This is a genomic window from Sinorhizobium chiapasense (assembly GCF_045277575.1).
Classification (GTDB): Bacteria; Pseudomonadota; Alphaproteobacteria; order Rhizobiales; family Rhizobiaceae; genus Ensifer; species Ensifer chiapasense_A.
The window spans coordinates 2,422,056-2,447,437 of sequence record NZ_CP144205.1 but is presented as its reverse complement, the minus strand read 5'-3'; the positions used below and the strand labels follow the sequence as shown (position 1 = coordinate 2,447,437).

The following is a 25,382-nucleotide window of genomic DNA, read 5'->3' as shown; positions in this document are numbered from 1 at the left end:
TTAGCCCCTGGCCTGCTTCACCAGGCCGGCGATGACGTCGCGCACGGTCATGCCTTCGGCGCGGGCAGCGAAGGTCAGCGCCATGCGGTGCTGAAGCACGGGTTCGGCGAGCGCCAGGATGTCGTCGATCGACGGCGCCAGGCGGCCGTCATAGAGCGCGCGAGCGCGGGCGCAGAGCATCAGCGCCTGTCCGGCGCGGGGCCCGGGACCCCAGGCGACGTTCCTGTCGGTCGCCGCGTTGCCGTTGCCCGGACGGGCCGAGCGCACCAGCGCCAGGATCGCATCGACCACCTTTTCGCCGACCGGCATCTGGCGGATGAGCGCCTGGATCTGCTGAAGCCGCGCCGCGTCGATGACCGGGTGGGCGGTCGCTTCGCCGACGCCGGTGGTTTCGAGCAGGATCTGCCGCTCGGCGGAAAGGTCCGGATAGCCGACGTCCACCTGCATCAGGAAGCGGTCGAGCTGTGCCTCGGGCAGGGGATAGGTGCCTTCCTGCTCCAGCGGGTTCTGGGTGGCGAGCACGTGGAAAGGCTGGGGCAGGTCCTTGCGCGCGCCCGCAACGGTGATGTGATACTCCTGCATTGCCTGCAGCAGTGCCGATTGCGTCCGCGGCGAGGCGCGGTTGATTTCGTCGGCCATCAGCAATTGCGTGAAGATCGGGCCGGGGATGAAGCGGAACGAGCGATGGCCGGCCGCGTCCTGGTCCATGACTTCGGAGCCGAGGATGTCGGAGGGCATCAGGTCGGGCGTGAACTGCACGCGGCTGGAATCAAGGCCGAGCACGGTGCCGAGCGTGGCGACGAGCTTCGTCTTGGCAAGGCCGGGAACGCCGACGAGCAGGGCATGGCCGCCGGAAAGAACGGCGAGCAGGGTCTGCTCGACGACGCTTTCCTGGCCGAAGATGACCTTGCCGACTTCCGCGCGCACCCGGGCGATTTCTCCGAGCGCGCTCTCGGCTGCGGCGACAATCGCCTTCTCGTCGATCGCGTCGGCCGCGCCCTTCATCACAGTCATGGTCGTACTCCCCGGTCGCCCGTTGTTAAACCGAATCGCCTTACAGTGCCGCGCGCCTTTATAAGACGCGCAAAGGTCGCTGTAACATTTTGAGCTGCTGCATAATTCTGTCCTTAAATCGATTCCGATTTACGGAATCATGCGGTAGCCGGATTTCAGTTGCCAAATTCCAATTTAGACCCTGCCGGACGGCTGACAAGTCGGCGCCGACGCACTATCTCGTGAGATATCAAAGGTCTCGATGCAAAAATCGGGGTCAAACGGGACGGAACAATGGCAGAAGCCGAAATTCAGCAAACCGGCGATGCCGCCGGACTGGCGGCGCTGATTGCGCGTGCCGCCGGGCAGACCGGCGAAAAGGCGCGCGGCCTGCCGCCGGTGGACCGTTGGAATCCGCCGTTCTGCGGCGACATCGACATGGAGATTCGCGCCGACGGCACCTGGTTCTATCTCGGCACACCGATCGGCCGGCAGCCCCTGGTCAGACTATTCTCCACCGTTCTGCGCAAGGACGAGGACGGGCGCACCTATCTTGTGACTCCTGTGGAAAAGGTGGGCATCCGCATCGTCGATGCCCCCTTCGTCGCCGTCGAAATGAGCGTCACGCATGGAGAAGCGGGCCAGGTCCTGACGTTCCGCACCAATGTCGGCGACGTGGTCGAAGCCGGGCCGGAGCATCCGCTGCGCTTCGTCATCCATGGCGAGAACCGGGAGCTGAAGCCATATCTGCATGTGCGCGGGCGCCTGGAGGCGCTGGTGTCGCGGCCGGTGATGTATGACATCGTCGAACTCGGCGAGACGCTTGAAGTCGACGGCACCGAGATGTTCTGCGTGCGATCCGCCGGCGCCGTCTTCCCGATCATGCCGGCGGCCGAGTTGGAAGTGCTGTCCCGATGAACCGGCATCTCTTTTCCGCTGACGAGTTCCGGCGACGCGCGCTGACGCAGATGGGCGGGCCGGTGGAAACCGCCTGGCGCGACCATGGCGACTTCCTGCTCAATCCCGGCATGGTGCCCTATCTGGAGACGCTGCATCTGAAGGACGCCGCCGTTCTCGTACCGGTCGTCGACGATGGCGACGATGCGAGCGTCATCCTGACCCAGCGCACCACCAGCCTGCGCAAGCATTCCGGCCAGGTGGCTTTCCCCGGCGGCGCTGTCGATCCCGAGGACCGGTCCGTCGAAGTGGCGGCGCTGCGCGAAGCGCAGGAGGAGATCGGTCTCGATCCGCGCTTCGTCGAAACCATCGGCCGGCTGCCGCATTACATGGCCATGTCCGGTTTTCGCATCACCCCGGTGCTGGCGGTCGTGAAACCCGGCTTCGAACTGACGGCCAATCCGGACGAGGTCGAAAGCGTCTTCGAGGTGCCGCTGTCCTTCCTGATGAACCCGAGCAATCACGCCCGCGGGCGTGGGCATTGGCAGGGCGAGGAACGGCATTTCTACCGAATGCCCTATGGCGACTACAACATCTGGGGTATCACCGCCGGCATTCTCCGCATGCTCTATGAAAGGCTTTACGCATGACTTCCGTTGCCGGCGAAGGCTGGTTTTCATCGCCCTCTCTCCGCCGCGTCTTCGAGGTCCTGAATGTCGAGGGCGGCGAGGTCAGGGTCGTTGGCGGCGCGGTGCGCAACAGCCTGATGGGCCTGCCGGCCGGCGACATCGACATGGCGACCACCTGGCGTCCGGAGGACGTGTCCGAGCGGGCAAAGGCGGCAGGCATCAAGGTGGTGCCGACGGGCGTCGATCATGGCACGGTGACGCTCGTCATCGATGGAACGCCCTATGAAGTCACGACGCTCCGCCGCGACGTTGCGACCGATGGGCGCCGCGCGGAAGTCGCCTTCGGCACCGACTGGAAGGCGGACGCGGAGCGGCGGGATTTCACCATCAACGCACTCTATGCGAACGATCGCGGCGAGGTGTTCGATGACGTCGGTGGGCTGGCGGATATCGAGACCCGCACGGTCCGCTTCATCGGCGATGCTTCCGAGCGGGTCGCCGAGGATTATCTGCGCATCCTGCGTTTCTTCCGGTTCTTCGCCCATTACGGCAGCAGCCGGCCGGATGCCGACGGCTTGCGTGCCTGCGCGAGGGCGCGTTCGAAGCTTGCAACGCTTTCGGCCGAACGGGTCTGGGCCGAAACGAAGAAATTGCTTTCTGCCGCCGATCCCGGCCGTGCACTCCTTTGGATGCGCCAGGCCGGCGTGCTGACCGAGATCCTGCCGGAAACGGAGAAATGGGGCATCGACGCGATCCCGGATATCGTTGCCGCCGAGCGGGCCTTTGGCTGGACGCCGAGCCCGCTTCTGCGCCTGGCCGCAATCGTACCGCCGGACGAGGAGCGGCTGGAGGCAATGGCGGAGCGTCTGCGTCTCTCGAAGGTCGAGGCCGCCTATTTCGGCCGCTGGGCCAAGGCGCCGGCGGTCCCGGCGACGACCGCCGATACGGCCTTCGATCGGCTGCTCTATCGTCATGGCGCGGAGGGGATTGTCGTAAAACTGCGGCTGGCGCTGGCAACGGCGCGGCGCAAGTCGGAAGGCGACCCGGCGCTGTTATCCGAGACCGCAGCGCTGCGGCGGTTGCTGGCGCGTGCCGAAGCCTGGAAACGCCCGAGCTTTCCGCTGAATGGCGGTGACGTGCTGAAGGCCGGCGTGCCGGCCGGCCCAAAAGTGGGGGAAATCCTCGGCGAACTCGAAAATCTCTGGATCGAGCGCAACTTCAGTCTCGACCGGGCAAACCTCATCGCACGGCTCGAAGCCATGGCGCGGCCGGACTGATCGGAGGGCTTGCGCCGCCTTGAGGACGGTTTAGCCCGCCTTGAGGACGGCTACGCCGCCTTGGCCGGACGGCTACGCCGCTTGAGGACGGCTCACGCCGCCTTGGTTTCGTCGGTGATCCGGGCCTTGATGTTTTCGATCATGTTTTCGCGGATGACCGTCTCGCCGTGCGTTTCGCGCATGTGCTCGACGACGCGGCGCACGATTTCGGCATCGTTGTCGGCACGCGTGTGCCATTCGCAACCCGGGACGAGTGAACCGCATTCAAACAGGCGCATGGTGCTTCCTTCCCTGTGTAAGTTTGATGCGAGAGCGCGGTGCGCCAGCCGGGCGACCGCGCAAATAGAGTAGCATCAACCCCCCAGGCGGCCAAATTGTTCCAGCCGGGCGCACGAGAAGAAAGCATTATCGACAAGCGTGCCGATGGTGTTATGGGTTTGCGGTAACAAGAGATGCAAAGGCCCTTTCGCCCATGACCACCACCGTTCAGTCGGAACTGATCTCCGCCATCCGGAACATTCCAGATTATCCGAAGCCGGGCGTGATGTTTCGCGATATCACCACGCTGCTCGGTAATCCACGCGCCTTTCGCCGCGCGATCGACGAGCTGGTGCATCCCTACGCCGGTACCAAGATCGATAAGATCGCCGGCATCGAGGCGCGCGGTTTCATTCTCGGTGGCGCGATCGCACACCAGCTTTCATCGGGCTTCGTGCCGATCCGCAAGAAGGGCAAGCTGCCGCATGACACCGTGCGCATCGCCTACAGCCTGGAATACGGCGTCGACGAGATGGAGATGCACAAGGATGCGATCCGACCGGGTGAAAAGGTGATCCTCGTCGACGACCTGATCGCAACCGGCGGCACAGCGGAAGCCGCTACCAAGCTTCTGAAGCAGATGGGCGCCGAAATCGTCGCGGCCTGTTTCGTCATCGATCTGCCCGAACTCGGCGGCCGCAAGAAGTTGGAAGCACTCGGCGTCAACGTCCGGACGCTGATCGAATTCGAAGGCCATTGATCAATCCAGCGATTCCTGCATGTCGCCTCGAATCGACCTCGATTTGGGGACGAAGATATGCAGCAAATCGCCGACCTTCGCGCGTCTGACAAGACGCGCGGCGCCATAGAGCGGGGCGAAAGCTGCGCCCCTTTCTCGCCTCTGCGCTAGAGCATCCTGCTTTCAAGTGGTATCACTTGAAAGCAGAAAGATACTCTAGAATCAAGGTGCTAGAGCGTCCTTTCTGCGTTCATGTGAACGCACGGCGCTCTAGAGCCGGTTGATCGTCCGCAACATCAGCTGCACTTCACGCTGTGTTGCCGGTGGCAGTGTTTCCACTTCCTTCTGCCAGAAGCTTTCGGCTTCCGGCGGCTCTTCTTCCCAGCTTCTGACTGATGTCTGGTTGTCGTCTATGACGACACGACGGTGACCGCCGAGACGCATATATTCGTCCGCCAGTTCGCGGACATGGGTTTTTTCCATGGCTGCTCCTCCGCTACGAGCGGTTCGTCGCCCTCAAGCCGCCGGGGACGCGGCCGACGGCGCGCGACCTTGCTTGCGAATAGAAACTTTACCTCTGGTCAGCGGCGAATTTATGGAGGCGTGGCAGTTCAAGGTGTTACAGCGATCTTGGCGCCTCTTGAAAGAAGCGTGGCGCCGCAGGCTGGGCGGCCATCGCCGCGTCATACGAACTCGATCACCTTGCTCTCGAAGCGGATCACCGTCTCGCCATGCTGGTTGTCGCCTTCGCACAGGATCGTGTTGATCCGCCAGCCGGGCTTCGAGTTGAGCGAACGGCTTTCGAGGAAGGTCACGAAATAGGTGACGGTGTCTCCGGCATAGACCGGCTTCAGCCATTTGAGATCGCGGAAGCCGGGCGAAGGGCCGAGGTTCGGCGCACGCAGACCCTCGGCGGCAAGCCGGCGCTGCTCGTTCTTCCAGAAGCGGACGAAGCATTGCATCCAACCGGCTGAGGTATGCCAGCCCGATGCGCAGAGCCCACCGAACAGCGAATGCCGCGCCGCTTCTTCATCGAGATGGAAAGGCTGCGGGTCGAAGTCGCGAGCGAAGCGGACGATGTCCTCGGCCGTGAACGTCAGGCTGCCGATGGCAGTCTTGGTCCTGGCGGTGTAAAATTCTTCCATCGTCATCATCAGGCCTGGCCCTTCTCGCGGGCGCGAAAGAGAACCGTGCATTCTGAGATCGCCACGGGTTCACCCGCCTGATTGGTGATTTCGTTGCGGAACTTGACGATGCCAAGATCGGGCTTCGACCGCGAGCGCCGCGCCTCGAGCACGAGGCTGAAACCGGTGAGGACGTCTCCGGCGATAACCGGTTTCCTCCAGTCCATGAAGTCGATGCCGGGTGAGCCCTGCGACGTCGAGTTGCCCATGAAGGCGTCGAGCATCATGCGCATGCCGACGGCGCTGGTGTGCCAGCCGGACGCTGCGAGACCACCAAGGATGCTGCGTTTTCCCGCTTCCTCGTCGAGATGCATCGGCTGCTGGTCGAACTCGCTGGCGAAGGCGATCATCTCCGCCGGCTTCATCTCGACCGGCCTGTAGTCGAAACGCCGCCCTTCGGAAAAATCCTCGAAATACAGCATGCTTGAGTGGCCCCGTCTGATTTGTTGCCGCCTTACCTACTGCATAATTTCACGGAGCGGAATCGATTTGAGCGGGACGGCTGGATGCCGGCCTCAAAGGTTTGTCGGCATCGGCATCTGCTGGCGGCGACTGCGCCGCAAGGTCATGGACCTGCCGCCGGGAAAGAATACGGCGCGGTTGCATGCCGCGCCGTAATGCCGTGTTCGTTGCGCGCTGCATCCTTTGCGTTGCGCCCTGTTTTTGATCCTGCGCGTGTCGCGCAAGACCGTCGCAATGCTTACGTGTTGAAGCGGAAGTGGATGACGTCGCCGTCCTGGACGACGTATTCCTTGCCTTCGTCGCGCGCCTTGCCGGCTTCCTTGGCGCCGGTTTCGCCGCCGAGCGCGATGTAATCGTCATAGGCGATGGTGTTGGCGCGAATGAAGCCGCGTTCGAAATCCGAGTGGATGACGCCGGCGGCTTGCGGCGCCTTGGTACCGCGCTGGATCGTCCAGGCGCGGGTTTCCTTGGGGCCGACGGTGAAATAGGTGATGAGGTCGAGCAGCTTGTAGCCGGCGCGGATCAGGCGGTCGAGACCGGCTTCTTCCAGGCCGAGCGCGCTGAGGAATTCCTTGGCCTCTTCATCCGGCAGTTGCGCCACTTCCGACTCGATGGCAGCCGAAATCACGACGGACTCGGCGCCCTGGGCCTTCGCCATTTCGGCGACGGCACGGGTGTGCTCGTTGCCGTCGGCGGCGTCACTTTCGGCGACGTTGCAGACATAGAGAACCGGATGCGCGGTCAGGAGGCTGAGCCCCTGCAGGATGCGCAGTTCTTCGGCGTCGAGCCTCGAAAGCAGGGTGCGGACCGGCTTGCCCTCGCGCAGCAGGTTCAGCGAAGCCTCCATGATCGGAAGCTGAGCCATGGACTCCTTGTCCTTGCCGACGGCGCGCTTGCGGGTCTGCTCGGTGCGGCGCTCCAGGCTATCGAGGTCGGCCAACATCAGCTCGGTCTCGATCGTCTCGGCGTCGGCGACCGGATGGATGCGGCCTTCGACGTGGGTGATGTCGTCATCCTCGAAACAGCGGAGCACGTGAACGACGGCGTCCACTTCACGGATGTTGGCGAGGAACTGGTTGCCGAGGCCTTCGCCTTTCGACGCGCCGCGCACCAGGCCGGCGATGTCGACGAAGGAGATGCGCGTCGGGATGATTTCCTTCGACTTGGCAGTTTCGGCAAGCTTGCGCATGCGCGGATCCGGCACTGCCACTTCGCCGGTGTTCGGCTCGATGGTGCAGAAGGGATAGTTGGCGGCTTGCGCGGCCGCCGTCTTGGTGAGCGCGTTGAAGAGGGTGGACTTGCCGACGTTCGGCAGTCCCACAATACCGCATTTGAAGCCCATGGGGTCTCGTCCGTATCTTAAAATTCCGTTGGCGTGGCTATGCGGGAAGGGCGCTTCCTGGTCAAGGGCGCACGCCCCGTTCACGGTAAATAAGGGGCTTGCGCCGTTGAACGCGCGACCTTTGGGCCGCATATGCGCTGCGATGCCCGTCGGACTTGGCGCGGCGGCGTAGATTTGAGGGGGCCTGCATCGATCGAGCGCGGCGCTGGAGCGGGCCTGCGCCTGTGACAAGGCGGTAAGCATGTTCGTCAGCCATCGGTGCGAAACTGATCGACGCAATCCCTGGAGGTCTGCTTTTGCTTGATCGGCGCGTCTGCCCGTAGGATAGTGCAGCCGGCGGTCGTGCCGCCCGATCTGTCATCAACGGGGTGGTTCCGATGAGTGACAACGAAGTTGCCAGAAAAGTCAAAGTGAAGGTCAAGCCGAAGCTCGAACGGCCGAAGCTTTACAAGGTCATGCTGCTCAATGACGATTACACGCCGCGGGAGTTCGTCGTCGGCGTGCTCAAGGCCGTGTTCCATATGAGCGAGGAGGCGGGTTATCGCGTGATGATGACGGCGCACAAGATGGGCACTTCGGTGGTCGTCGTCTGTGTGCGCGACATTGCGGAAACCAAGGCCAAGGCGGCGACCGACCTTGCCAAGGAGGCGGGCTTTCCATTGCTCTTCACCACCGAGCCCGAAGAATAGCGGCCGGCGCTGAGGATGCCCCGCTGCTGCCGGCTTGCTTTATGCGTTCTTGTGCAGACGAAGCGGCTTGGTCGCTTCTCGCTCGATCGTGCCCTTGGCTTCGAGGTCGAGCTGAGCCGCCTTCAGCCACCAGCCAGCCTTTGCACCCTCGGGGAAAAGGTCCTGCGGCAGTAGCGGCAAGAGCCGCTCCTTCGCTTCCGCGACGGTCAGTCCCGGTGCAGCCGGTGGCAGCACCGTGAGCAAGGCTTCCCGCATTGCCTCGTATTTCACCCGGTCGACGCGGTACTTGTGGTCGGGCGATACGATATTTTCGATCTCGATCTTCTCAGCCGCCGATGCCATCTGCCTGACCTTTCACATAGTCGATCTTCGGCGCCTTGAACCCCATGGCGGCCCAGGCCTTCAGCAGCCGCCACATGAACCGGCCCGAGTGCGTCTTGTAGCTCGGCAACGTGTCGGCAAATTCGACGCCCGCCTTGCGATCTTTCGTCATGGTCCGCATTTCGAGCGGCGGCTGTTCATCCGGGGCGAAGCGCTGGTTGTAGACGCTCAGCCAGTGGCCGCCTTTGAATTCGAGGAACATGGCGGCGTTGCAGCAGCTCGCAATGACCCGGCGCGTCGGCGCCTCGGGCGTCAACCGATGCTCGCGCAAAAGGTCGCTGCCCCGGATGCAGCGGATCCTATCCTTCCGGTAGAGCGCGAAGCGCGTCGAGCCATCGGCTTCCAGCACCGGCGACGCTTCGGGCAGAGCCTCGAAGCGTTCGCCGGCGGTGCGGCAACTGGTGCAGTAGCAGGCGGCGCCGACGATCGGCTCGTCGACGGCTTCAAAGGCAACCAGCCCGCAGCGGCAGGCGGCAATGCGATTTCTTGCTTGCGGTTTGACCATGGCTTTCCCCGATCTCATTTCGCTAAGTAGACTGGACCGTCCAGTTTGATTTGTCAATCCGACTGGCCTATTCTGCGTGGCAAGTGATTTGGCGACGTGAGGCAGGGGGAAGGGCAGGTTTGAGCAACGGCGCAAAGACGCGCATGGAGCGCACCCGCAGGGCGATCGTGGCGGCGGCGAGCGATCTCTTCCTGAAGCACGGCTTTCTCGGCACCAACATGGATGAGATTGCGGCGACCGCCGACGTGTCGAAGCAGACGGTCTATTCCCGTTTCCAGAGCAAGGAGGCGCTGTTTCTGGAAGTCGTGCGCAGCATGACCGGTGGCGCCGGCGACGAGTTTCAGGAGCAGGTCGCCGACCCTGAAGGCGATGAGCCGATCGAGCAATTCCTGCTCGACTATGCCACCCAGTTGCTGACGATCGTGATGACGCCGCGGCTGATGCAGGTGCGACGTCTGGTGATCGCCGAGGTCGAGCGCTTTCCACAGCTCGGCGAAGCGTTGCACCAGCGCGGGCCGATGCGTTCGATCAGGCGGCTTGCGGCCGCCTTCAAGCGCTATAGCGAGAAGGGCGACATCCGGGTGAAGGATGCTGAGGTCGCCGGCGGGTTCTTCAACTGGCTCGTCATGGGTGGACCGGTGAACGACGCCATGCTGCTCGGCGATGGCGCCATTCCAGCGCCGGAAGCGTTGCAAGCGCATGCGGAGGAAGCGGTGCGGATCTTCCTGGCGGCCCACAGGGGAGGCTAGACGAGGACGTCAGGCCCGCCGGTGGTCGAGCCGAACCCGTCTCGGTTGGGTCCGCGGAGGCGGACCAGCGTAGGATCATGTTTCCCATGCAAGCGGGAAGGCGAGCTCAGTCGCCCTTCGAGCCGAACATCTTCTTCAGCATGTCGGCCATCGGACCGGTCGCCGGCAGCTTCTTCGGCTGGGCTGAATTACGGGCCTGATGGATGTGCGATTGCGCACCCTGCTTCTTCGGGGCTTCGGGCTTGTCCGCTTCCGGCTTGCCGCCGGTCGCGAGCGCGATCTTGTTCAGGAGCTGGGAATCCTCGCCGCGCACCAGCATGTCGGCATTGTCGGCGATCGCGTCGAGCAGGGGCACCAGCCAGGCCTGGTCGGCCTTGGCGAAATCGCCGAGCACATGGGCGTGCACCAGATCCTTGACGCCGGGATGGCCGATGCCGAGGCGCAGGCGACGATAGTCCTTGCCGCAATGAGCGTCGATCGACTTGATGCCGTTGTGGCCGCCATGGCCGCCGCCAACCTTGATCCGCGCCTTGGCGGCCGGCAGGTCGAGCTCGTCATAGATGACGGTGATGTCCTTCGGCTGCAGCTTGTAGAAGCGCATGGCCTCGCCGACCGCCTCGCCGGAGAGGTTCATGAAGGTCTGCGGCTTCATCAAGAGCACGCGCTCGCCGGCGATCTCACCTTCGGCAATCTCGGCCTTGAACTTCTTCGACCAGGAGGAAAAGCCATGCCGGCGATGGATGACGTCGACCGCCATGAAGCCGATATTGTGCCGGTTGGCGGCGTATTTCGAACCTGGATTGCCAAGCCCTGCGATGATCAGCATGTCGTCACGCGTCGATGATTTCGGGGTGGGGCCATCCAAAATCATCGTGCCCGGGGGAAGTCAACGCTTATTTCTCGGCATGCAGGCTGGCATTCGGCGTCAGGCCGTAGTGCTTGAAGATCTCGTCCTGGGTACCGTTGCCGACCAGGCGGTCAAGTTCACGCTGCATCGCGGCGATGGTTACTCGCGATACGTCGCGGTGGCAGGCGATGCCATAGAGCTTGCCCTCGAGCACGAGCGCCGCTTCGACCGGTTTGCCCTCGGCGCGCATGATCTCGAAGGTCTTTTCCGACGTCATCAGCAGGTCGACGCGTCCGGCGATCAGCTTCTTCAGGCTGGAGTCGAGGTTGGCGGCATAGTCGATCTTCGGAAAGCCGTGGTCCTTGAGATAGGTTGCGGAGAAGTCTTCACGCTGCGTGCCCACGGTGTATTGACGCGCCGCTTCCAGTGAAACCGGCGCTATGTCGGAGCCGGTGTGGCGAACCATCACCATGTGATCGACGAGCAGCGGCTCGACCCATTGGAATTTCCTGTCGCGTTCGGCGTCGTGGCCGGTGGTGAAAACGCAATAGGCGGGATCGGTTTCGGCCAGCATGAAGGCTCGCGCCCAGGGCAGGACCTCGATCGTGTAAGGCTGTTTCAGCCGCTCCATGATCAGCTTGACCTGGTCGACGGCGGCGCCGCTCGGACCGTTCTCGGTCGAAAAATTGTAAGGCGGGTACTCCTCGGTGACGAACTTGATCGTCTGCGCCTGCGCGGTCGTGAAGAGACTGAGGAAAAATAATGGGATCAACGGCTTCACGTGCCTTCCTCCTTTTGCCGCCTGTTGCGGTGTCCGCGCGACATGTCCGCGTCCCGAATCTCCATCGGGATCGTGGCCGCTGGCGGCGAACATCATGCCCGCTTGCCTGCGACCGTCGCCGCCTTTGCTTCCGAGTCGCTTTCCAGCATGTTCAACATGCTTTCGATCGGCATCGGCCGGCTGAAGAGATAGCCCTGGCCGCAATCGACACCCAGCTTGCGCAGGAGCTGCCATTGCTCCTTCGTCTCGATGCCCTCGGCGACGACGGTACAGCCCATCTGGTGCGAGATGGTGCGGATGCCCTTGATCAGCATGCGGCTCTTGCGGCGGATGTCGGCGGTGCCTGAGCTCAGAGAACGGGTGAAGGACTGGTCGACCTTGACGATATCGACCGGGAAACGGTTGAGGTAGCTCAGCGACGAATAGCCGGTGCCGAAGTCGTCGAGCGCGATGCGGCAGCCGAATTCGTTGAGCTGTTTCAGCACCGCATGCACTTCCGGATTGTCGAGCATGAGCACGGCCTCGGTGATCTCGACGACGACCCGGCTCGGCGAAATATGGTGCTTCAGGAGCAGGGCGGCGAGATTGTGCGGCAGGGTCAGCTCGAATTGCAACGGCGAGAAGTTGACGGCCAGATAGGTATCCTGCGTGCCGTCCAGCTCGGAGACCGCCGCCAGATGACGGATCGCCTTTTCGAGGATGCGGTCGCCGATGCGCGCGATCGTGCCGGTTTCCTCCGCGATGCCGATGATCTTGCCCGGCGGCATCAGGCCCTTTTCCGGGTGGTTGAGGCGCATCAGCGCCTCGAAGCCGGCGATCTGCCCGTCGGCAAGGCTGACGATCGGCTGCAGCCAGGCTTCGAAGTGGTCGTCCTTCAGCCCGGCTTCGATGCACTGTTCGATCTCATGGCGTTCGCGGGAAGCGTCGAGCATGCTGGCGTCGAACAGCTTCAGGCCGTTCTTGCCATCGTGCTTGCGCGCATACATCGCCATATCCGCCTTGAGCAGCAAGTCGGAAGCGTTTTCCGCATGGGCCGGGTAGACCGAGATGCCGACGCTGGCGCTGACGAGGAGTTCGTTGCCGGCAATCGGCATCGGCTCGCGTAGCGCCGAAACGATGCGCTCGCCGATCTCGCTCGCGAGCGCCGCAGCGTCCGTGTCGGAAATCAGGATGGCGAATTCGTCGCCGCCGAGACGGGCCATGATGTCGCCGGGGCGCAGCGCGTCATGGATGAGCTCGACCGTGTGGCGCAGCACGTCGTCGCCGGCCGCGTGGCCGAAATTGTCGTTGATCCATTTGAAGCGGTCGAGATCGATGAACAGGCAGCCGAGCTGCATGCCGCATTCGTCGGCCTGGCGGATCGCGTCGTCGAGTGCGGCCTCGAATCCCTGGCGGTTGAGCAGGCCGGTGAGGTGGTCGGTGATCGCCTGGGTGTGGTTGCGGCTTTCCGCCTGCTTCAGCGCCGTGACATCGGTCATGACCGAGAGCGACAGGCTGCCTTCGCCGGTCGCCTTCGTTTCCTGGATCAGAACCGTCATCAGTTCGTCGTCTGCCTTGCGGAACGGGACCGTGACCTCGCGGATCTCATGATCGCCGACGGCGATCGTCTTGGCGTGACTGCGATAGGTCTCGTGCCAGTGCTGGTCGATGAACTCGATGAAGTCGCGGCCGATGACGTCGTCGCGATTGTAACCGGTCGCCAGCAGCCAATAGTCGCTGACGGCGAGCAGGCGCCCGTCGACGTCGAGCGAAAACAGCATGGCCGGCGTCAGGTTGTAGATGTCGGTGACGCGTTCGTGCGCGTTCTTCAGTTCCGTCTCCTCGCGCTCGAGCCGGTCCTGCATCTCGTTGAAGTTGGCGGCAAGCGCGCCCATTTCATCGTCGGAGGTCCAGTCGACGCGGTGGCGCGAGCCGAGCCGGCGGGTCGCCTCGATCGCCGCCGTCAGGCGCATCAGCGGGCGCATCACCGTGAAGCGATTGCCGACGAGTGCTGCGGCGAAGACGATCGCGACGGCGAAGAGCAGGATGGCGAGGATCGCCAGTTCGTCCTTGCTGAACTGCGACAGAAGGCCGGGCGTCGGTACTCTCACTTCGATACGGCCGACCTCCTTCACCCCATCCATGGACTGATAGGAAATGGGCAGGCTGAGGATCCGGTCCTTGGTGCCGGGCACGGCGCCGCCAAGCGGCATCTGGGCGAGGATCGAGCCGGTTTGGTCGCGGACAGTGACGGAGAGGATATCGGTGCCGTTTATCAGCGAGCGGGCAATGTGCTTGATGCCGTCGCTGTCGAAATCCCAGATCGGCTTGCCCAGCGCCTCGGCGCTTGCGGCCATCAGCAGTTCGATATTGTGAATCCGCTCGCGTGCGATGCGGTCGCTGGAAATGCTCAGGAAGAGAACGAGCAGCGGGGCAATGAAAACGAGCATTGCGCCACAGACAATCGCAATAAATCGGTTCTCCACGGAGTGCATCATCGGATGCACGCCTTAGAAGGTGCTGCCACGCATCTCATATTCGGATTCTCTTCAGTCTGAGCCCCAGTTTCCCCGCCAGAAGAACATCATCAAAACCTTAAATGTTGCTGAAATCGCTTCGTGATAAATGATGGGACGCGATGGCGGCGCCGTGTGGCAAGCGGCCTGTGGACCAAAGCAAAAAGCCCGCCCCAAACGAATGGGACGGGCTCTCGATGAAGTGCGGCGGGACTGGCTTTTCGCCAGTCACCCGGAAGCCGATCAGGCCTCTGCTTCGCCTTCCGCTTCGTCTTCTTCCTTCACGCCACCGGCCGGAGCAACGAGCGTTGCAACGGTGAAGTCGCGGTCGGTGATGACCGGGGTCGCGCCCTTCGGCAGCTTGATGTTGGAAATGTGAACGGCGTCGCCGACCTTGAGGCCGGAGAGATCGACGGTCAGGAATTCCGGAATGTCGTCAGCCGAAACGTTGAGTTCGACTTCGTGGCGAACGATATTCAGAACGCCGCCAGCCTTCAGGCCCGGGGACTTTTCTTCGTTCACGAAGTGAACCGGAACTTCAACGGTAACCTGGCTGTCCTTGGAGACGCGCAGGAAGTCGACATGCATGGTGAAGTCGCGGACCGGATCCAGCTGGTAGTCCTTCGGCAGGACGCGGATCTTTTCGCCGTTGACGTCGATCGTTGCGACGGTGGTCATGAAACCGCCGGCGTGGATCTTCATCGTCACTTCCTTGGTGGAGAGCGCGATGGAAAGGGGGGCCTGCTTGTCACCGTAGATGACAGCCGGGATAAGACCGTTGCGGCGAAGTTCACGGGAGGACCCCTTACCAACCCGTTCGCGCGTCTCGGCCTTGAGCTCGTAAGTTGCGTGGCTCATGGGTAGACCTTTCTATGTCTAATTCTGGAGAGCTCATCCGACATGCCGGATGAACCGAAGCCGCATGGGCTTCATCCGCGTTGCCTCCAAGGGTGTCTACGCGGACGCGCGGTGCATAGACGAGATCGCCCGCAAATGCAAGCTTTGCCGCGGGTTCAGCCCTTTTTGCTGGTGAGGCGCGCCAGCGCCAGCATCAATCCGCCGGCGATCAGCCCCCAGAAGGCACCGGAAATGCCGCCGAAACTGACGCCGGAGGCGGTGACCAGGAAGGTGATGGCTGCGGCCTCGCGGGTCTTCGCCTCGGTGAAGGCGGCCATGGCGGAACTGGCGAAGGCGCCGACGAGGGCGAGGCCGGCGACTGCCTCGATCAGGATGGAGGGCGCAAGGCTGACGAAGCTGGTGACGACGCCCGCGAGCAGGCCGAAGAGAATGTAGAAGGCGCCGGCATTGATCGCGGACCAGTAGCGCCTGCCGCGATCGGGATGAGAATCGCTGCCGGCGCACATGGCAGCCGTGATTGCCGCCAGGTTGACGGCATGGCCGCCAAAGGGGGCGCTCAGCATGGAGAAGACACCGGTCGTCGCGAACAGCGGCCCGGGAGCCGGGTGATAGTCGTTGACCTTCAGAACCGCGATGCCGGGGATGTTCTGCGAGGCCATTGTGACGATGAAGAGCGGCAGGGCAATGCTGACCATGGCCGCGATGTTGAACTGTGGGGTCACGAATTCGACGGTCGGTACCAGCGCCGAAGACAGGGAGGAAAGGGCTCCTTCGGGGATCTCGACGCCAAAGGCGATGACGAGCACGAAGGCGACGAGCGCGGCAGGCACCGCATAGAGCTTGTTGACGCTGCCGACGACCGCCCAGGCAATCATGATAGGCAAGCCGAGAAGCGGATTGAAGGCAATTGCCTTGACCGGCGCGAAGCAGAGGCTGAGCAGCACGCCGGCGAGCATGGCATTGGCGAGCGGGGCAGGGATGGTCGAAACCAGGCGGCCGAGCGGCTTCCAGAGGCCGGCGATGACGACGAGCACTCCACAGACGAGAAAAGCGCCGACGGCAGCATTGAAGCCGCCCTCGACGACACCGGCGCTGGCGAGCAGGGCGGCACCCGGCGTCGACCAGGCGATGCTGACCGGCAGCCGCGTGACGGCGCTGATGACAATCGCGCAGACGCCCATGGAGATCGACAGCGCCATCAACCCGGAGGCCGCCTGTGCTTCGCTGGCGCCGACGCCGGTCAGCCCATGCAGCACGACGGCGAAGGAACTGGCGAAGCCGACGAAGGCGATCAGCAGGCCCATGAAAAGGCTCTGGAGCGAGAAGTCACGAAACATGGCGGCAACCGGCTGTTGTGGGTTGTAGTCGTGGCGATTTGATCCTCTCGCCTATCACATTCGGGCGCGCTGTCGATATCGGCGGCGTGATGCACCGATCAAACTCGCTGACGGGTGCTGGAGCTCTCGAACCTTCGTCTGGCTAGACCTTTGCGGAGATCGTTGGCTATAGTGCCGCCCAAGCAGGTGCGCCGTTTGGGAGATCGGTCGCATCCGTCTTCGCCGGTCGACGCTTTCAGGGAGGAAGGCGATGCCTGTCGTCAGGGATCATTCGGAACTTGTCTATCGGGTCGCGCACCAGCCTTCGGCCGCGGCGAGTTCGCCGGTGGCCGCCTCCTGGCGCCGCTGCATGACCCTGCACAAGCTTGCTCCGGAGGAAGCGCGTACGCCGCTTCGGCTGCTGGACAGCGAGTTTCTCTCCGTCCGCGAACGTTCGGGTGAGCTGCTGGCGGAGGCCGGCATCGAGCTCGACCGGTTGTTTGCGACCGTCGGTAAGGCCGGCTGCTGCCTGCTCCTCACCGACAATGATGGCGTGGCGCTCGAACGGCGCGGTGCGGTCGGCGACGACGCGGATTTTCGTGGCGTCGGGCTCTGGTCGGGAACGGTGTGGAGCGAGGCGAGCGTCGGTACCAACGGCATCGGCACGGCGATCGCCGACGAGCGCGCCGTCGTCATCCAGCGCGACCAGCATTTCCTCAGCCGCAACATCGGGCTCAGTTGCGCCACCGCGCCGATCCGCGATCATCGCGGTCGGCTGGCGGCGGCCATCGACATTTCCACCTGCCGCGACGATGCCTCCGAGATCACCATGTCGATCCTGTCGCAGGCGGTTCGCGATGCCGCCGCGCGCATCGAGGCAGGCCTCTTCCGTCGTGCCTTTGCCGGTGCGCGCATCGTGCTGGTGCCGGTGGATCGAGCCGGGCCAGCGCTTCTCGCCGTCGACCGCGACGACCTCGTGCTCGGCGCCACACGTGCCGCGCGGCAATGGCTCGATCTCGACGACAGGCGCATTGCCGCCGGGGTTCCAGCTTCCGACCTTCTGAGGGAGGACACGTCGGGCGATGCCGCCGAACTTCCCGATGCGGAGCGCGCCGCCCTTCGCCGCGTCCTGTCGCGCGCCAACGGCAACGTTTCCATGGCGGCCGAGCTGCTCGGCATCAGCCGCGCCACGCTTTATCGCAAGATGAAGCGGCTCTCGGTGAATTGATCTCCTCATCCTGGAGAATGCCCCTCTCCTCGGGTTTAACCCGAGGACTAACCTTCTCCCCGCAGGCGGGGAGAAGGGACGTGCCTAGTAGCGCCCTTTGCGATTGCATTGGCCTCGTTTGCTTGGAGAACGCGGAGCGCGCAACTTGTCCCTTCTCCCCGTGATCACGGGGAGAAGGTCCCGGCAGGGGGATGAGGGGCAGTTTCAAACCGTCGCTGTTCCCTGCTTGCTGCATTGCAGCACGCTCGATGGAGCCAACCTGTCTCAATTCTGAAACAGATCGTCTTGCGGGCGATTGCGCCTCACTATCGAAGACGCGCGTTCGGTCTCACTTTTCCCTCACAGCTCCGTTGCTGGTTCTCAGGGAGGAATGACTATGTTGCATCAGAAGATCGTCGAAAGCCCGTTCAAGCAGAAATACGGCAACTTCATCGGCGGCGAATGGCGCGAGCCGGTGGCCGGCCGCTACTTTGACAACACGACGCCGGTGACGGGCGGCGTGCTTTGCCAGGTGGCGCGCTCGGATGCCGCCGATATCGAGCTGGCGCTCGATGCTGCCCATGCGGTGCGTGAGAAGTGGGGCCGGACGTCCGCTGCCGAGCGTTCCAACATCCTGATGAAGATCGCCGGCCGCATGGAGGACAATCTCGAACTCCTGGCGCGGGCTGAAACCTTCGACAACGGCAAGCCGATCCGCGAGACCATGGCCGCCGACATTCCGCTCGCCATCGATCATTTCCGCTATTTCGCCGCCTGCATCCGCGCCCAGGAAGGTTCGATCGGCGAGATCGACCACGATACGGTCGCCTATCACTTCCACGAGCCGCTCGGCGTCGTCGGCCAGATCATCCCGTGGAACTTCCCGATCCTGATGGCGGCGTGGAAGCTGGCGCCGGCGCTGGCCGCTGGCAATTGCGTCGTGTTGAAGCCGGCCGAGCAGACCCCGGCCTCGATCCTCGTCTGGGCGGAGCTGATCGGTGATCTGCTGCCGGCGGGCGTGCTCAACATCGTCAATGGCTTCGGCCTCGAAGCCGGCAAGCCGCTCGCCACCAGCCCGCGCATCGCCAAGATCGCCTTTACCGGCGAGACGACGACGGGCCGGCTGATCATGCAATATGCCAGCCAGAACCTCATTCCGGTGACGCTGGAACTCGGCGGCAAGTCGCCGAACATCTTCTTCGCCGACGTGCTCGCCGAGGACGACGACTATTTCGACAAGGCGCTCGAAGGCTTTGCCATGTTCGCGCTGAACCAGGGCGAAGTCTGCACCTGCCCGAGCCGGGCGCTGGTGCAGGAGAGCATCTATGACCGCTTCATGGAGCGGGCGGTGAAACGCGTCGAGGCGATCCGCCAGGGCAACCCGCTCGACAGCGCCACGATGATCGGCGCGCAGGCGTCGAGCGAGCAGCTCGAGAAGATCCTCTCCTATATCGATATCGGCAAGCAGGAGGGCGCCGAAGTGCTGACCGGCGGCGGCCGCAACGTGCTCGAAGGCGAACTGGCGGAAGGCTTCTACGTCAAGCCGACCGTCTTCCGAGGGCACAACAAGATGCGCATCTTCCAGGAGGAGATCTTCGGTCCGGTCGTCTCGGTCACCACCTTCAAGACGGAAGCCGAGGCGCTGGAGATCGCCAATGACACGCTCTACGGCCTCGGTGCCGGCGTCTGGAGCCGCGATGCCAACCGCTGCTATCGCTTCGGCCGCGAGATCCAGGCCGGCCGCGTCTGGACCAATTGCTACCATGCCTATCCGGCCCATGCGGCCTTCGGCGGCTACAAGCAGTCCGGCATCGGCCGCGAGACGCACAAGATGATGCTCGATCACTACCAGCAGACCAAGAACATGCTGGTGAGCTACAGCCCGAAGGCGCTCGGCTTCTTCTGATCGCAACCTGCCTTCCCCGCCGCCGGGGAAGGCAACACGAGCGGGAGGGAAGGTAGTCTCCACCCTTCCTCGCGCTCGAGCGGCGGCTGAGGCGTGCTCTCCACCCACGCCTCAGTCGGCCAATGCAGACTGCGCTCGATCAGGGAGGCTCGCCATGTCCACCGAACTGACAGGAACGACAGAGATTAACGAACCGCGCGTGCTTGCCACCGGTGCGGCACTCGATCTCATCGCCGAGATCCGGCGCGACCACCCCGATATCCTGTTTCACCAGTCCGGCGGTTGCTGCGACGGCTCGTCACCCATGTGTTACCCGGCCGATGACTACATCGTCGGCGACAATGACGTGAAGCTCGGCGAAATCGGCGGCGTACCCGTCTATATCAGCGCCAGCCAGTTCGAGGTGTGGAAACACACGCAACTGATCATCGACGTGGTGCCGGGCAGGGGTGGCATGTTCTCGCTCGACAACGGACGGGAGAAGCGGTTCCTGACGCGGTCGCGGCTGTTTGGTGGCGGCGAGAGTTGCGCCGTCATTTTTCGCGGGCGCTGAGGTGACCTATTTCCGCTCCCGCACCATCTTTGCCGCCAGATCGAGAAACGCCCGCAACTTCGGCTGGGTCTGCGCCTTCGCGGGGAAATAGATGAAGAGTCCGGGCGACGTCGGCAGGTAGGCTTCGAGCACACGTTCGAGGCGGCCGCTCGCGACGGCATCGCGCACGGAAAGGTCCGGCAGGTAGGCGAGCCCGGTTCCGGCTTCCGCCATCTCCATGAGCATCTGGAAGTCGTTGACGGTCAGGCCGCCGGGTACGTCGACGGAGAAGTCGCGTCCCTCCCACTCGAATTCCCAGCGGTAGATCGTGCCGGACGCCGGGTAGCGATAACGGATCGCCTCGTGGCGCGTCAGTTCTTCGGGCGTTTGCGGCCGACCACGTTTCACGAAGTACGACGGCGAGCCGACCACGGCCCAGGTGATGTCGGGCGTCAGCCGAACGGCGATCATGTCCCGTTCGACCGCCTCGCCGATGCGAATGCCGGCATCGAAGCCGTGCTCGGTGATATCGACTGCCGCATCGTCGATCGCGATTTCCAGGGAGACATCCGGATGGGCCTGCCGGAAGCGCGGCAGGAGCGCGGTCAGAACCAAGGGGATCGCCATGCGCGGCACGGTCAGCCGCAGGTTGCCCATGGGTCGGTCGCGAAAGTCGCCGAGCAGCTCATAGGCATCGATAATCTCGGTGGCGGCTGGGCGCACGCGCTTCAGGAAGGCGCTGCCGGCTTCGGTCAGCGCGACGCGCCGCGTGGTGCGGACGAAGAGCTGGAGGCCGAGACGGGTTTCCAGCGCCCTGATCGTCTGGCTGACGGCATTGGGCGTGACGCCGAGCGTCGCCGCTGCCGCTGTGAAGCTGCTCGCCTCCGCGACCGCCAGAAACTCCCGCAATCCGTTGAAGGGGTCGTCCGCCATTTGCCAATTATGAAGATTTTCTTCCAGAGCTTTAAAGATAAAGCCCATTTTTCGCAAGAATCTACTTTGGCATGTTGTCTGCAACCTAAACCGGTCTCTGGAGAGGATGGAGAACGACATGCAATATACGATGCTTGGAAATACCGGTCTCGTGGTCTCGCGCCTTGCTTTCGGCGCCATGACCTTCACCGCCGGCGATCGCAGCCTTGGTGCCGTCTACAAGACCGATGCGGAAATGGCCGATGCCCTGGTCGGGCAGGCGCTGGATGCGGGCATCAATTTCTTCGATACGGCCGACGCCTATGCCTCCGGGCAATCGGAACGGATCCTCGGCGAGGCGCTCAAGTCCCATCGCGACGAGGTGGTGATCGCCACCAAGGTTGGCTTCCGCACCGGATCGCCGCTCACCCAGGCCGGCCTCTCGCGGCGCCATATCCTCTGGTCGGTGGACCAGAGCCTCAAGCGCCTCGGTACGGACTGGATCGATGCCTACATCGTCCACAAGGAGGATCCGCACACGCTGCTCGAGGAGACCCTTTCGGCGCTTGATACGATCGTGCGTTCCGGCAAGGTGCGCTACATCGGTTTCTCCAACTGGTCGGCCTGGAAGGTGGCGGCGGCGATGGAGATTCAGAAGGCCAACGGGTTGGCACCCTTCACCCATGGCCAGATGCACTATTCCTTGCTCGGTCGCGATGTGGAGCGTGACCTCATCCCGATGATGCAGCGTTACGGGCTGGGGTTGACGGTCTGGAGCCCGCTCGCTTCGGGCTTTCTCTCCGGCAAATACACACGCGAAAATCTCGGCGATCCGGACAATCGCTACTCCGGTTTCGACATCCTGCCCTTTGACAAGGAGCAGGGCTTCAAGCTGGTGGAGCGCATGCGCGGGATCGCCGATCACCATGGGGCCAGCGTGGCGCAGGTGGCGATCGCCTGGCTGCTGGCAAAGAAGGCGGTGTCGAGCGTGCTGCTCGGCGCCTCCAAGCCGCACCAGCTCAAGGACAATCTCGGCGCGGCGGATCTGGTGCTGACGCAAGCGGAAGTCGCCGCCCTTGACGCCGAGACCGTGCCCGCGCCGGTTTATCCCAACTGGTTCATCGACAATCTCGTCGATCAGCCTGTGGCGCAGGCTCTCGGGAAATAGCGGGGTCTCCGCAACGAAAAACGCCGGCGCTTGGCGCCGGCGTTCATGAATTGCCGCGTTGGAAACGGCCTTAGTCGAAGAGGCTCGATACCGACTCTTCCTGGCTGGTGCGGCTGATGGCCTCGCCGAGCAGGCCTGCCGTCGTGATCACCCGGATATTGTGGGCGGACTGGACGGCCGTCGTCGGCTGGATCGAGTCGGTGATGACCAGTTCCTTCAGCATCGACGAGGTGACGCGGGCGACTGCGCCGCCGGAGAGGACGCCGTGGGTGATGTAGGCGGTGACGCTGGTTGCGCCGTGCTTCAGCAGCGCTTCGGCCGCGTTGCAGAGCGTGCCGCCGGAATCGACGATGTCGTCGATCAACAGGCAGTCCTTGCCCTTCACGTCGCCGATGACGTTCATGACTTCCGATTCACCCGGACGGTCGCGGCGCTTGTCGACGATTGCCAGTAGACAGTCGAGGCGCTTGGCGAGTGCGCGGGCGCGAACCACGCCGCCAACGTCGGGCGAAACGACCATGACGTTCTTGAGGTCGTAGTTTTCCTTGACGTCACGCGCGAGGATCGGGATCGCATAGAGGTTATCGGTCGGGATATCGAAGAAGCCCTGGATCTGCCCGGCATGAAGATCGAGGGTCAGCACGCGGTCGGCGCCGGCTTCGGTGATCAGGTTGGCGACGAGCTTGGCGGAGATCGGCGTGCGCGGACCGGGTTTGCGATCCTGGCGGGCATAGCCGAAATAGGGAAGCACTGCGGTGATGCGGCGGGCGGAGGAGCGGCGCACCGCGTCGATCATGATGAGCAGTTCCATCAGGTGATCGTTGGTGGGGAAGGAGGTCGACTGGATGATGAACACATCCTCGCCGCGCACGTTTTCGCCGATCTCGACGAAGATTTCCTGATCGGCGAAACGGCGTACTGTCGCCTTGCCGAGGGGCAGGTTGAGATAGTTGCAGATCGCTTCGGCCAGAAGCCGGTTCGAATTGCCTGCGAAAACCTTCATTGACGGACCGCCTTGAGCTGGCGCGGTCACCGTCCGGCACTTTCCGGGAGCGGTGTGTTCCGCGCAGATTCCGAGAGCCATTCCAATCGCGGACATTCTTTGCGGATGGCCGCCGTTCAGAGCTGATCGGCCGCTTTTTAGCGAGACTGAACTTGAATGCAAGGGGAATGCTGCGCCGCGAAGGCCAATATCCTAAAAACTTTGTGTCAACCGGCGTGAGATTGCCGCCATTCGAGGTAGGCGTTAATGGTTTTGGTCGCGATTCCCTGCATGGCTGTCGCCGGTACTCCGCTCCACAAGTCGGCGCCGCCGCCGGGAACCGATTCCTGTCCCTGGATGCGGTGCAGGCGGTTGCCGCTGCCGTCGAGCACGTCCCAGACATAGACGACGGTGGTCTTGTCGCCGTCCTTCAGAGTCGAGAAGTAGCCCTTGAGGATATGTTCGCTGCTGGCGTCGGCCGAGCCCTTGATCGTCAGGCCATGTGCGCGTGCGTCGGCGCCGAGCTGCTTGGAGAGCGGCGTGACCGCCTGGACCGGCGCGCCGATGATCGGCAGGAAACGGATCGATCCGCTGGCGGCGGCACTTGCCTTCGGCAGCGAAGCGACGCTCGGCTGGTTCTGAATGGTCTCGGCTGCGGCTGCCGTCTGCTGCACCGGCGTCGGCTGGGCTTGAGGCAAGCTTTGCACCGGAGCGGAACCGGCGGCGAGCCTGTTTGCCTGGCCTTCGAGGGTGCCGGCCGGATCGGTATAGGTCGCGTCGCCGCTGGCGTAGGCCGTCGGCGTGCTTGACGGGGCCGGCTCCGTGGTGAAGGCCGTGGTCTGGCTGACGGGCGCCCGTTGCACCGGAGCAACGGCGGTCTGGCTGGACATGGAGTCGAGGTCGGATTGCGTCACCGGCGGCGAGCGGAAGGTCCCGCCACCGACGTCGACCTGCGGCGTCAGCATGTCGGTGCTGTTGCAGCCGGCCAAGGCGATGAGAAGGCCAAGGCTGAAAAGGGGCGTCGAGAGCTTTCGCATGGTCAACCGTCCGTTTCTGCGCGGCAGTTTCCTGAAATGGTCTCCTGTCGTCTGCCAGTTCAAAGCAATTCTAGGCGGATTTCCCTAAGCAGAAATGAAGTCCAGGCCGTAACGCGACAAGGCGCGTGGCGTATCCGTGGTGGTGAGGTAGGTCTGGCCGAGGGTCATGGCGGTGCCGCTGTCGGAATCCATGATGATCATGTGCACGAACAGCGACATGTTCGGCTCGATCTCCTGCGGGTTGCCGACATGGAACATCTGGTGCTCCATCCAGGAGGGCGAGAAGCGGGCGCCGAGCGAATAGCCGCAGGCATTCAGCCGGTGGCGAGCGAGGCCGCGCTCGTCCATGATCTTGGCATGCATGTCGAAGACGGTGCCGAACGTGTTGCCGGGACGAAGCACCATCTCGATCGCCTGGATGGTTTCGCGGCAGGCGCTGTAGAGTTCGCGGTGACGGTTGGTCGGCTCGCCGATGACGACGGTGCGCATCATCGCGGCATGATAGTGGGCGCTGACGCCGGCCCATTCGAGCGTGAGCTGGTCCTGGCTGTCGAGCACGCGGCGGCCGGACTTGTAGCGGCAGAGCAGCGCGTCGGCGCCGGAACCGATGATGAACTCGTTGGCCGGATAGTCGCCGCCGCCGGCGAGGATCTTGCCCTGCATCGCCGCGAGGATGTCGGCCTCGTTGCCGCCCGGACGGATCAGCGGCAGCGCGGCTTCGAGCGCGTCGTCGGCGAGGCTGGCCGCCTTCTCGACATAGGCGATTTCGGCGTCGCTCTTGACGAGGCGCAGACGGCTGACGAGGAGCGAGGCATCGATCAGTTCGCCGAAGGTCTGGAGCTGGCGGTCGAGCAGACGGGCAACGCGGCCGGTCATGCCGTGCGTGTCATATTCGACGCCGATGCGGCAGCCGAGCAGGTCGAGTTCGCTCAAGAGGTTCTTGAGGTCCAGGGTCGGATCGGCATTGGCCCGATCCACCCAGATCTCGATGCGCTCGATGTTGGAGGTGTGGCGTGCCTGGCGCAGGTCGGCCGAGCGCGTCAGCAGGACCATCGAGCCGTCCTTCTTCACGATCAGCGTCTGGAAGAAGCAGTAGCCGAAGGTATCGTAGCCCGTCAGCCAGTACATGCTCTCCTGGGCGAAGAGCAGCATCGCATCGAGCTTCTCCTCGCGCATCTTCTCCGTCAGCCGCTCAAGACGGCTTGCATATTCTTCCTGGGCAAAATGAAGCGCCAT

The 25,382-nt window shown here is 63.4% G+C and carries 27 protein-coding genes; 10 read left to right on the top strand and 17 right to left on the bottom strand.

Features of this window, described 5'->3' with window-relative positions:
- Nucleotides 1-1,014: an AAA family ATPase gene (locus QM996_RS11905; protein ID WP_500267654.1), complete on the bottom strand. Its 1,014-nt coding sequence runs from the start codon at nucleotides 1,012-1,014 to the stop codon at nucleotides 1-3.
- A gap of 273 nt (nucleotides 1,015-1,287) precedes the next feature.
- On the opposite strand from QM996_RS11905, the gene QM996_RS11900 reads away from it, so the two are divergent.
- The 3 genes from QM996_RS11900 to QM996_RS11890 are packed head-to-tail and all read left to right on the top strand — an operon-like array spanning nucleotide 1,288 to nucleotide 3,796.
- Complete coding sequence (locus tag QM996_RS11900; protein WP_500267653.1) at nucleotides 1,288-1,911, top strand: DUF1285 domain-containing protein; 624 nt, start codon at nucleotides 1,288-1,290, stop codon at nucleotides 1,909-1,911.
- Nucleotides 1,908-2,540 carry a CoA pyrophosphatase gene (locus tag QM996_RS11895; RefSeq protein WP_429816133.1) on the top strand — a complete coding sequence of 211 codons (633 nt, stop codon included), beginning with the start codon at nucleotides 1,908-1,910 and terminating at the stop codon, nucleotides 2,538-2,540. The genes QM996_RS11900 and QM996_RS11895 overlap by 4 nt, the downstream gene beginning before the upstream one ends.
- The gene (locus tag QM996_RS11890; RefSeq protein WP_500267652.1) at nucleotides 2,537-3,796 is read left to right on the top strand and encodes a CCA tRNA nucleotidyltransferase; all 1,260 of its coding nucleotides are present in this window, start codon (nucleotides 2,537-2,539) and stop codon (nucleotides 3,794-3,796) included. Before QM996_RS11895 ends, QM996_RS11890 begins: the two co-directional genes overlap by 4 nt.
- A gap of 92 nt (nucleotides 3,797-3,888) precedes the next feature.
- Here QM996_RS11890 and QM996_RS11885 read toward each other — a convergent pair whose 3' ends face one another.
- The gene (locus tag QM996_RS11885) at nucleotides 3,889-4,074 is read right to left on the bottom strand and encodes a DUF1059 domain-containing protein (RefSeq protein WP_500267651.1); all 186 of its coding nucleotides are present in this window, start codon (nucleotides 4,072-4,074) and stop codon (nucleotides 3,889-3,891) included.
- 194 nt (nucleotides 4,075-4,268) lie between these two features.
- On the opposite strand from QM996_RS11885, the gene QM996_RS11880 reads away from it, so the two are divergent.
- Nucleotides 4,269-4,814 carry a purine phosphoribosyltransferase family protein gene (locus QM996_RS11880; protein WP_500267650.1) on the top strand — a complete coding sequence of 182 codons (546 nt, stop codon included), beginning with the start codon at nucleotides 4,269-4,271 and terminating at the stop codon, nucleotides 4,812-4,814.
- 249 nt (nucleotides 4,815-5,063) lie between these two features.
- On the opposite strand, the gene QM996_RS11875 is transcribed toward QM996_RS11880, so the two are convergent.
- The 4 genes from QM996_RS11875 to ychF form a co-directional block, all read right to left on the bottom strand.
- Nucleotides 5,064-5,276: a hypothetical protein gene (locus QM996_RS11875; protein ID WP_500267649.1), complete on the bottom strand. Its 213-nt coding sequence runs from the start codon at nucleotides 5,274-5,276 to the stop codon at nucleotides 5,064-5,066.
- Nucleotides 5,277-5,476: 200 nt separating this feature from the next.
- Nucleotides 5,477-5,947, bottom strand: coding sequence for a MaoC family dehydratase (locus QM996_RS11870; RefSeq protein ID WP_500267648.1), 471 nt, complete (start codon nucleotides 5,945-5,947; stop codon nucleotides 5,477-5,479).
- A complete protein-coding gene (locus QM996_RS11865; RefSeq protein ID WP_500267647.1) occupies nucleotides 5,947-6,399 on the bottom strand; it encodes a MaoC family dehydratase in 453 nt (150 codons plus the stop codon). Before QM996_RS11865 ends, QM996_RS11870 begins: the two co-directional genes overlap by 1 nt.
- Before the next feature lie 278 nt (nucleotides 6,400-6,677).
- Entirely contained in the window at nucleotides 6,678-7,781 is a 1,104-nt protein-coding gene (gene ychF, locus QM996_RS11860) for a redox-regulated ATPase YchF (protein ID WP_500267646.1), read from the bottom strand.
- A gap of 377 nt (nucleotides 7,782-8,158) precedes the next feature.
- Between ychF and clpS the strand changes: the two genes are divergently transcribed.
- Complete coding sequence (gene clpS / locus QM996_RS11855) at nucleotides 8,159-8,470, top strand: ATP-dependent Clp protease adapter ClpS (protein WP_057253114.1); 312 nt, start codon at nucleotides 8,159-8,161, stop codon at nucleotides 8,468-8,470.
- Nucleotides 8,471-8,509: 39 nt separating this feature from the next.
- On the opposite strand, the gene QM996_RS11850 is transcribed toward clpS, so the two are convergent.
- Nucleotides 8,510-8,812, bottom strand: coding sequence for a DUF6958 family protein (locus tag QM996_RS11850; RefSeq protein ID WP_500267645.1), 303 nt, complete (start codon nucleotides 8,810-8,812; stop codon nucleotides 8,510-8,512).
- Nucleotides 8,796-9,356, bottom strand: a complete 561-nt coding sequence (locus QM996_RS11845; RefSeq protein WP_500267644.1) for a GFA family protein — start codon at nucleotides 9,354-9,356, stop codon at nucleotides 8,796-8,798. The genes QM996_RS11850 and QM996_RS11845 overlap by 17 nt, the downstream gene beginning before the upstream one ends.
- Before the next feature lie 119 nt (nucleotides 9,357-9,475).
- Here QM996_RS11845 and QM996_RS11840 point away from each other — a divergent pair, with 119 nt between their 5' ends.
- A complete protein-coding gene (locus tag QM996_RS11840; protein WP_500267643.1) occupies nucleotides 9,476-10,105 on the top strand; it encodes a TetR/AcrR family transcriptional regulator in 630 nt (209 codons plus the stop codon).
- Between the two features lie 106 nt (nucleotides 10,106-10,211).
- Here QM996_RS11840 and pth read toward each other — a convergent pair whose 3' ends face one another.
- From pth to QM996_RS11815, 5 genes are all read right to left on the bottom strand, one after another.
- Entirely contained in the window at nucleotides 10,212-10,931 is a 720-nt protein-coding gene (pth, locus tag QM996_RS11835) for an aminoacyl-tRNA hydrolase (RefSeq protein ID WP_500267642.1), read from the bottom strand.
- A 67-nt stretch (nucleotides 10,932-10,998) separates the two neighbouring features.
- Nucleotides 10,999-11,733 (bottom strand): substrate-binding periplasmic protein, encoded by a 735-nt coding sequence (locus QM996_RS11830; protein WP_500267641.1) that lies wholly within the window; start codon nucleotides 11,731-11,733, stop codon nucleotides 10,999-11,001.
- A 92-nt stretch (nucleotides 11,734-11,825) separates the two neighbouring features.
- The gene (locus QM996_RS11825) at nucleotides 11,826-14,210 is read right to left on the bottom strand and encodes a putative bifunctional diguanylate cyclase/phosphodiesterase (protein ID WP_500267640.1); all 2,385 of its coding nucleotides are present in this window, start codon (nucleotides 14,208-14,210) and stop codon (nucleotides 11,826-11,828) included.
- A 261-nt stretch (nucleotides 14,211-14,471) separates the two neighbouring features.
- Nucleotides 14,472-15,086 (bottom strand): 50S ribosomal protein L25/general stress protein Ctc, encoded by a 615-nt coding sequence (locus QM996_RS11820; protein WP_500267639.1) that lies wholly within the window; start codon nucleotides 15,084-15,086, stop codon nucleotides 14,472-14,474.
- A gap of 155 nt (nucleotides 15,087-15,241) precedes the next feature.
- A complete protein-coding gene (locus QM996_RS11815; RefSeq protein WP_500267638.1) occupies nucleotides 15,242-16,423 on the bottom strand; it encodes a benzoate/H(+) symporter BenE family transporter in 1,182 nt (393 codons plus the stop codon).
- Nucleotides 16,424-16,673: 250 nt separating this feature from the next.
- Between QM996_RS11815 and QM996_RS11810 the strand changes: the two genes are divergently transcribed.
- From QM996_RS11810 to QM996_RS11800, 3 genes are all read left to right on the top strand, one after another.
- Nucleotides 16,674-17,630: a sigma-54-dependent transcriptional regulator family protein gene (locus tag QM996_RS11810; protein ID WP_500267637.1), complete on the top strand. Its 957-nt coding sequence runs from the start codon at nucleotides 16,674-16,676 to the stop codon at nucleotides 17,628-17,630.
- A 376-nt stretch (nucleotides 17,631-18,006) separates the two neighbouring features.
- On the top strand, nucleotides 18,007-19,515 hold the full coding sequence (gene adh, locus QM996_RS11805) for an aldehyde dehydrogenase family protein (protein ID WP_500270300.1): 1,509 nt from the start codon (nucleotides 18,007-18,009) through the stop codon (nucleotides 19,513-19,515).
- 154 nt (nucleotides 19,516-19,669) lie between these two features.
- Nucleotides 19,670-20,068 carry a DUF779 domain-containing protein gene (locus tag QM996_RS11800; RefSeq protein ID WP_500267636.1) on the top strand — a complete coding sequence of 133 codons (399 nt, stop codon included), beginning with the start codon at nucleotides 19,670-19,672 and terminating at the stop codon, nucleotides 20,066-20,068.
- Nucleotides 20,069-20,074: 6 nt separating this feature from the next.
- On the opposite strand, the gene QM996_RS11795 is transcribed toward QM996_RS11800, so the two are convergent.
- A complete protein-coding gene (locus QM996_RS11795) occupies nucleotides 20,075-20,980 on the bottom strand; it encodes a LysR family transcriptional regulator (protein WP_500267635.1) in 906 nt (301 codons plus the stop codon).
- Between the two features lie 118 nt (nucleotides 20,981-21,098).
- Here QM996_RS11795 and QM996_RS11790 point away from each other — a divergent pair, with 118 nt between their 5' ends.
- Nucleotides 21,099-22,127, top strand: a complete 1,029-nt coding sequence (locus tag QM996_RS11790; RefSeq protein ID WP_500267634.1) for an aldo/keto reductase — start codon at nucleotides 21,099-21,101, stop codon at nucleotides 22,125-22,127.
- 70 nt (nucleotides 22,128-22,197) lie between these two features.
- Here QM996_RS11790 and QM996_RS11785 read toward each other — a convergent pair whose 3' ends face one another.
- The 3 genes from QM996_RS11785 to QM996_RS11775 all read right to left on the bottom strand — a co-directional run bounded on the left by QM996_RS11785 (nucleotide 22,198) and on the right by QM996_RS11775 (nucleotide 25,382).
- Nucleotides 22,198-23,130: a ribose-phosphate pyrophosphokinase gene (locus QM996_RS11785; protein WP_500267633.1), complete on the bottom strand. Its 933-nt coding sequence runs from the start codon at nucleotides 23,128-23,130 to the stop codon at nucleotides 22,198-22,200.
- A gap of 206 nt (nucleotides 23,131-23,336) precedes the next feature.
- Nucleotides 23,337-24,146: a hypothetical protein gene (locus tag QM996_RS11780; protein WP_500267632.1), complete on the bottom strand. Its 810-nt coding sequence runs from the start codon at nucleotides 24,144-24,146 to the stop codon at nucleotides 23,337-23,339.
- A gap of 84 nt (nucleotides 24,147-24,230) precedes the next feature.
- Entirely contained in the window at nucleotides 24,231-25,382 is a 1,152-nt protein-coding gene (locus QM996_RS11775; RefSeq protein WP_500267631.1) for a M24 family metallopeptidase, read from the bottom strand.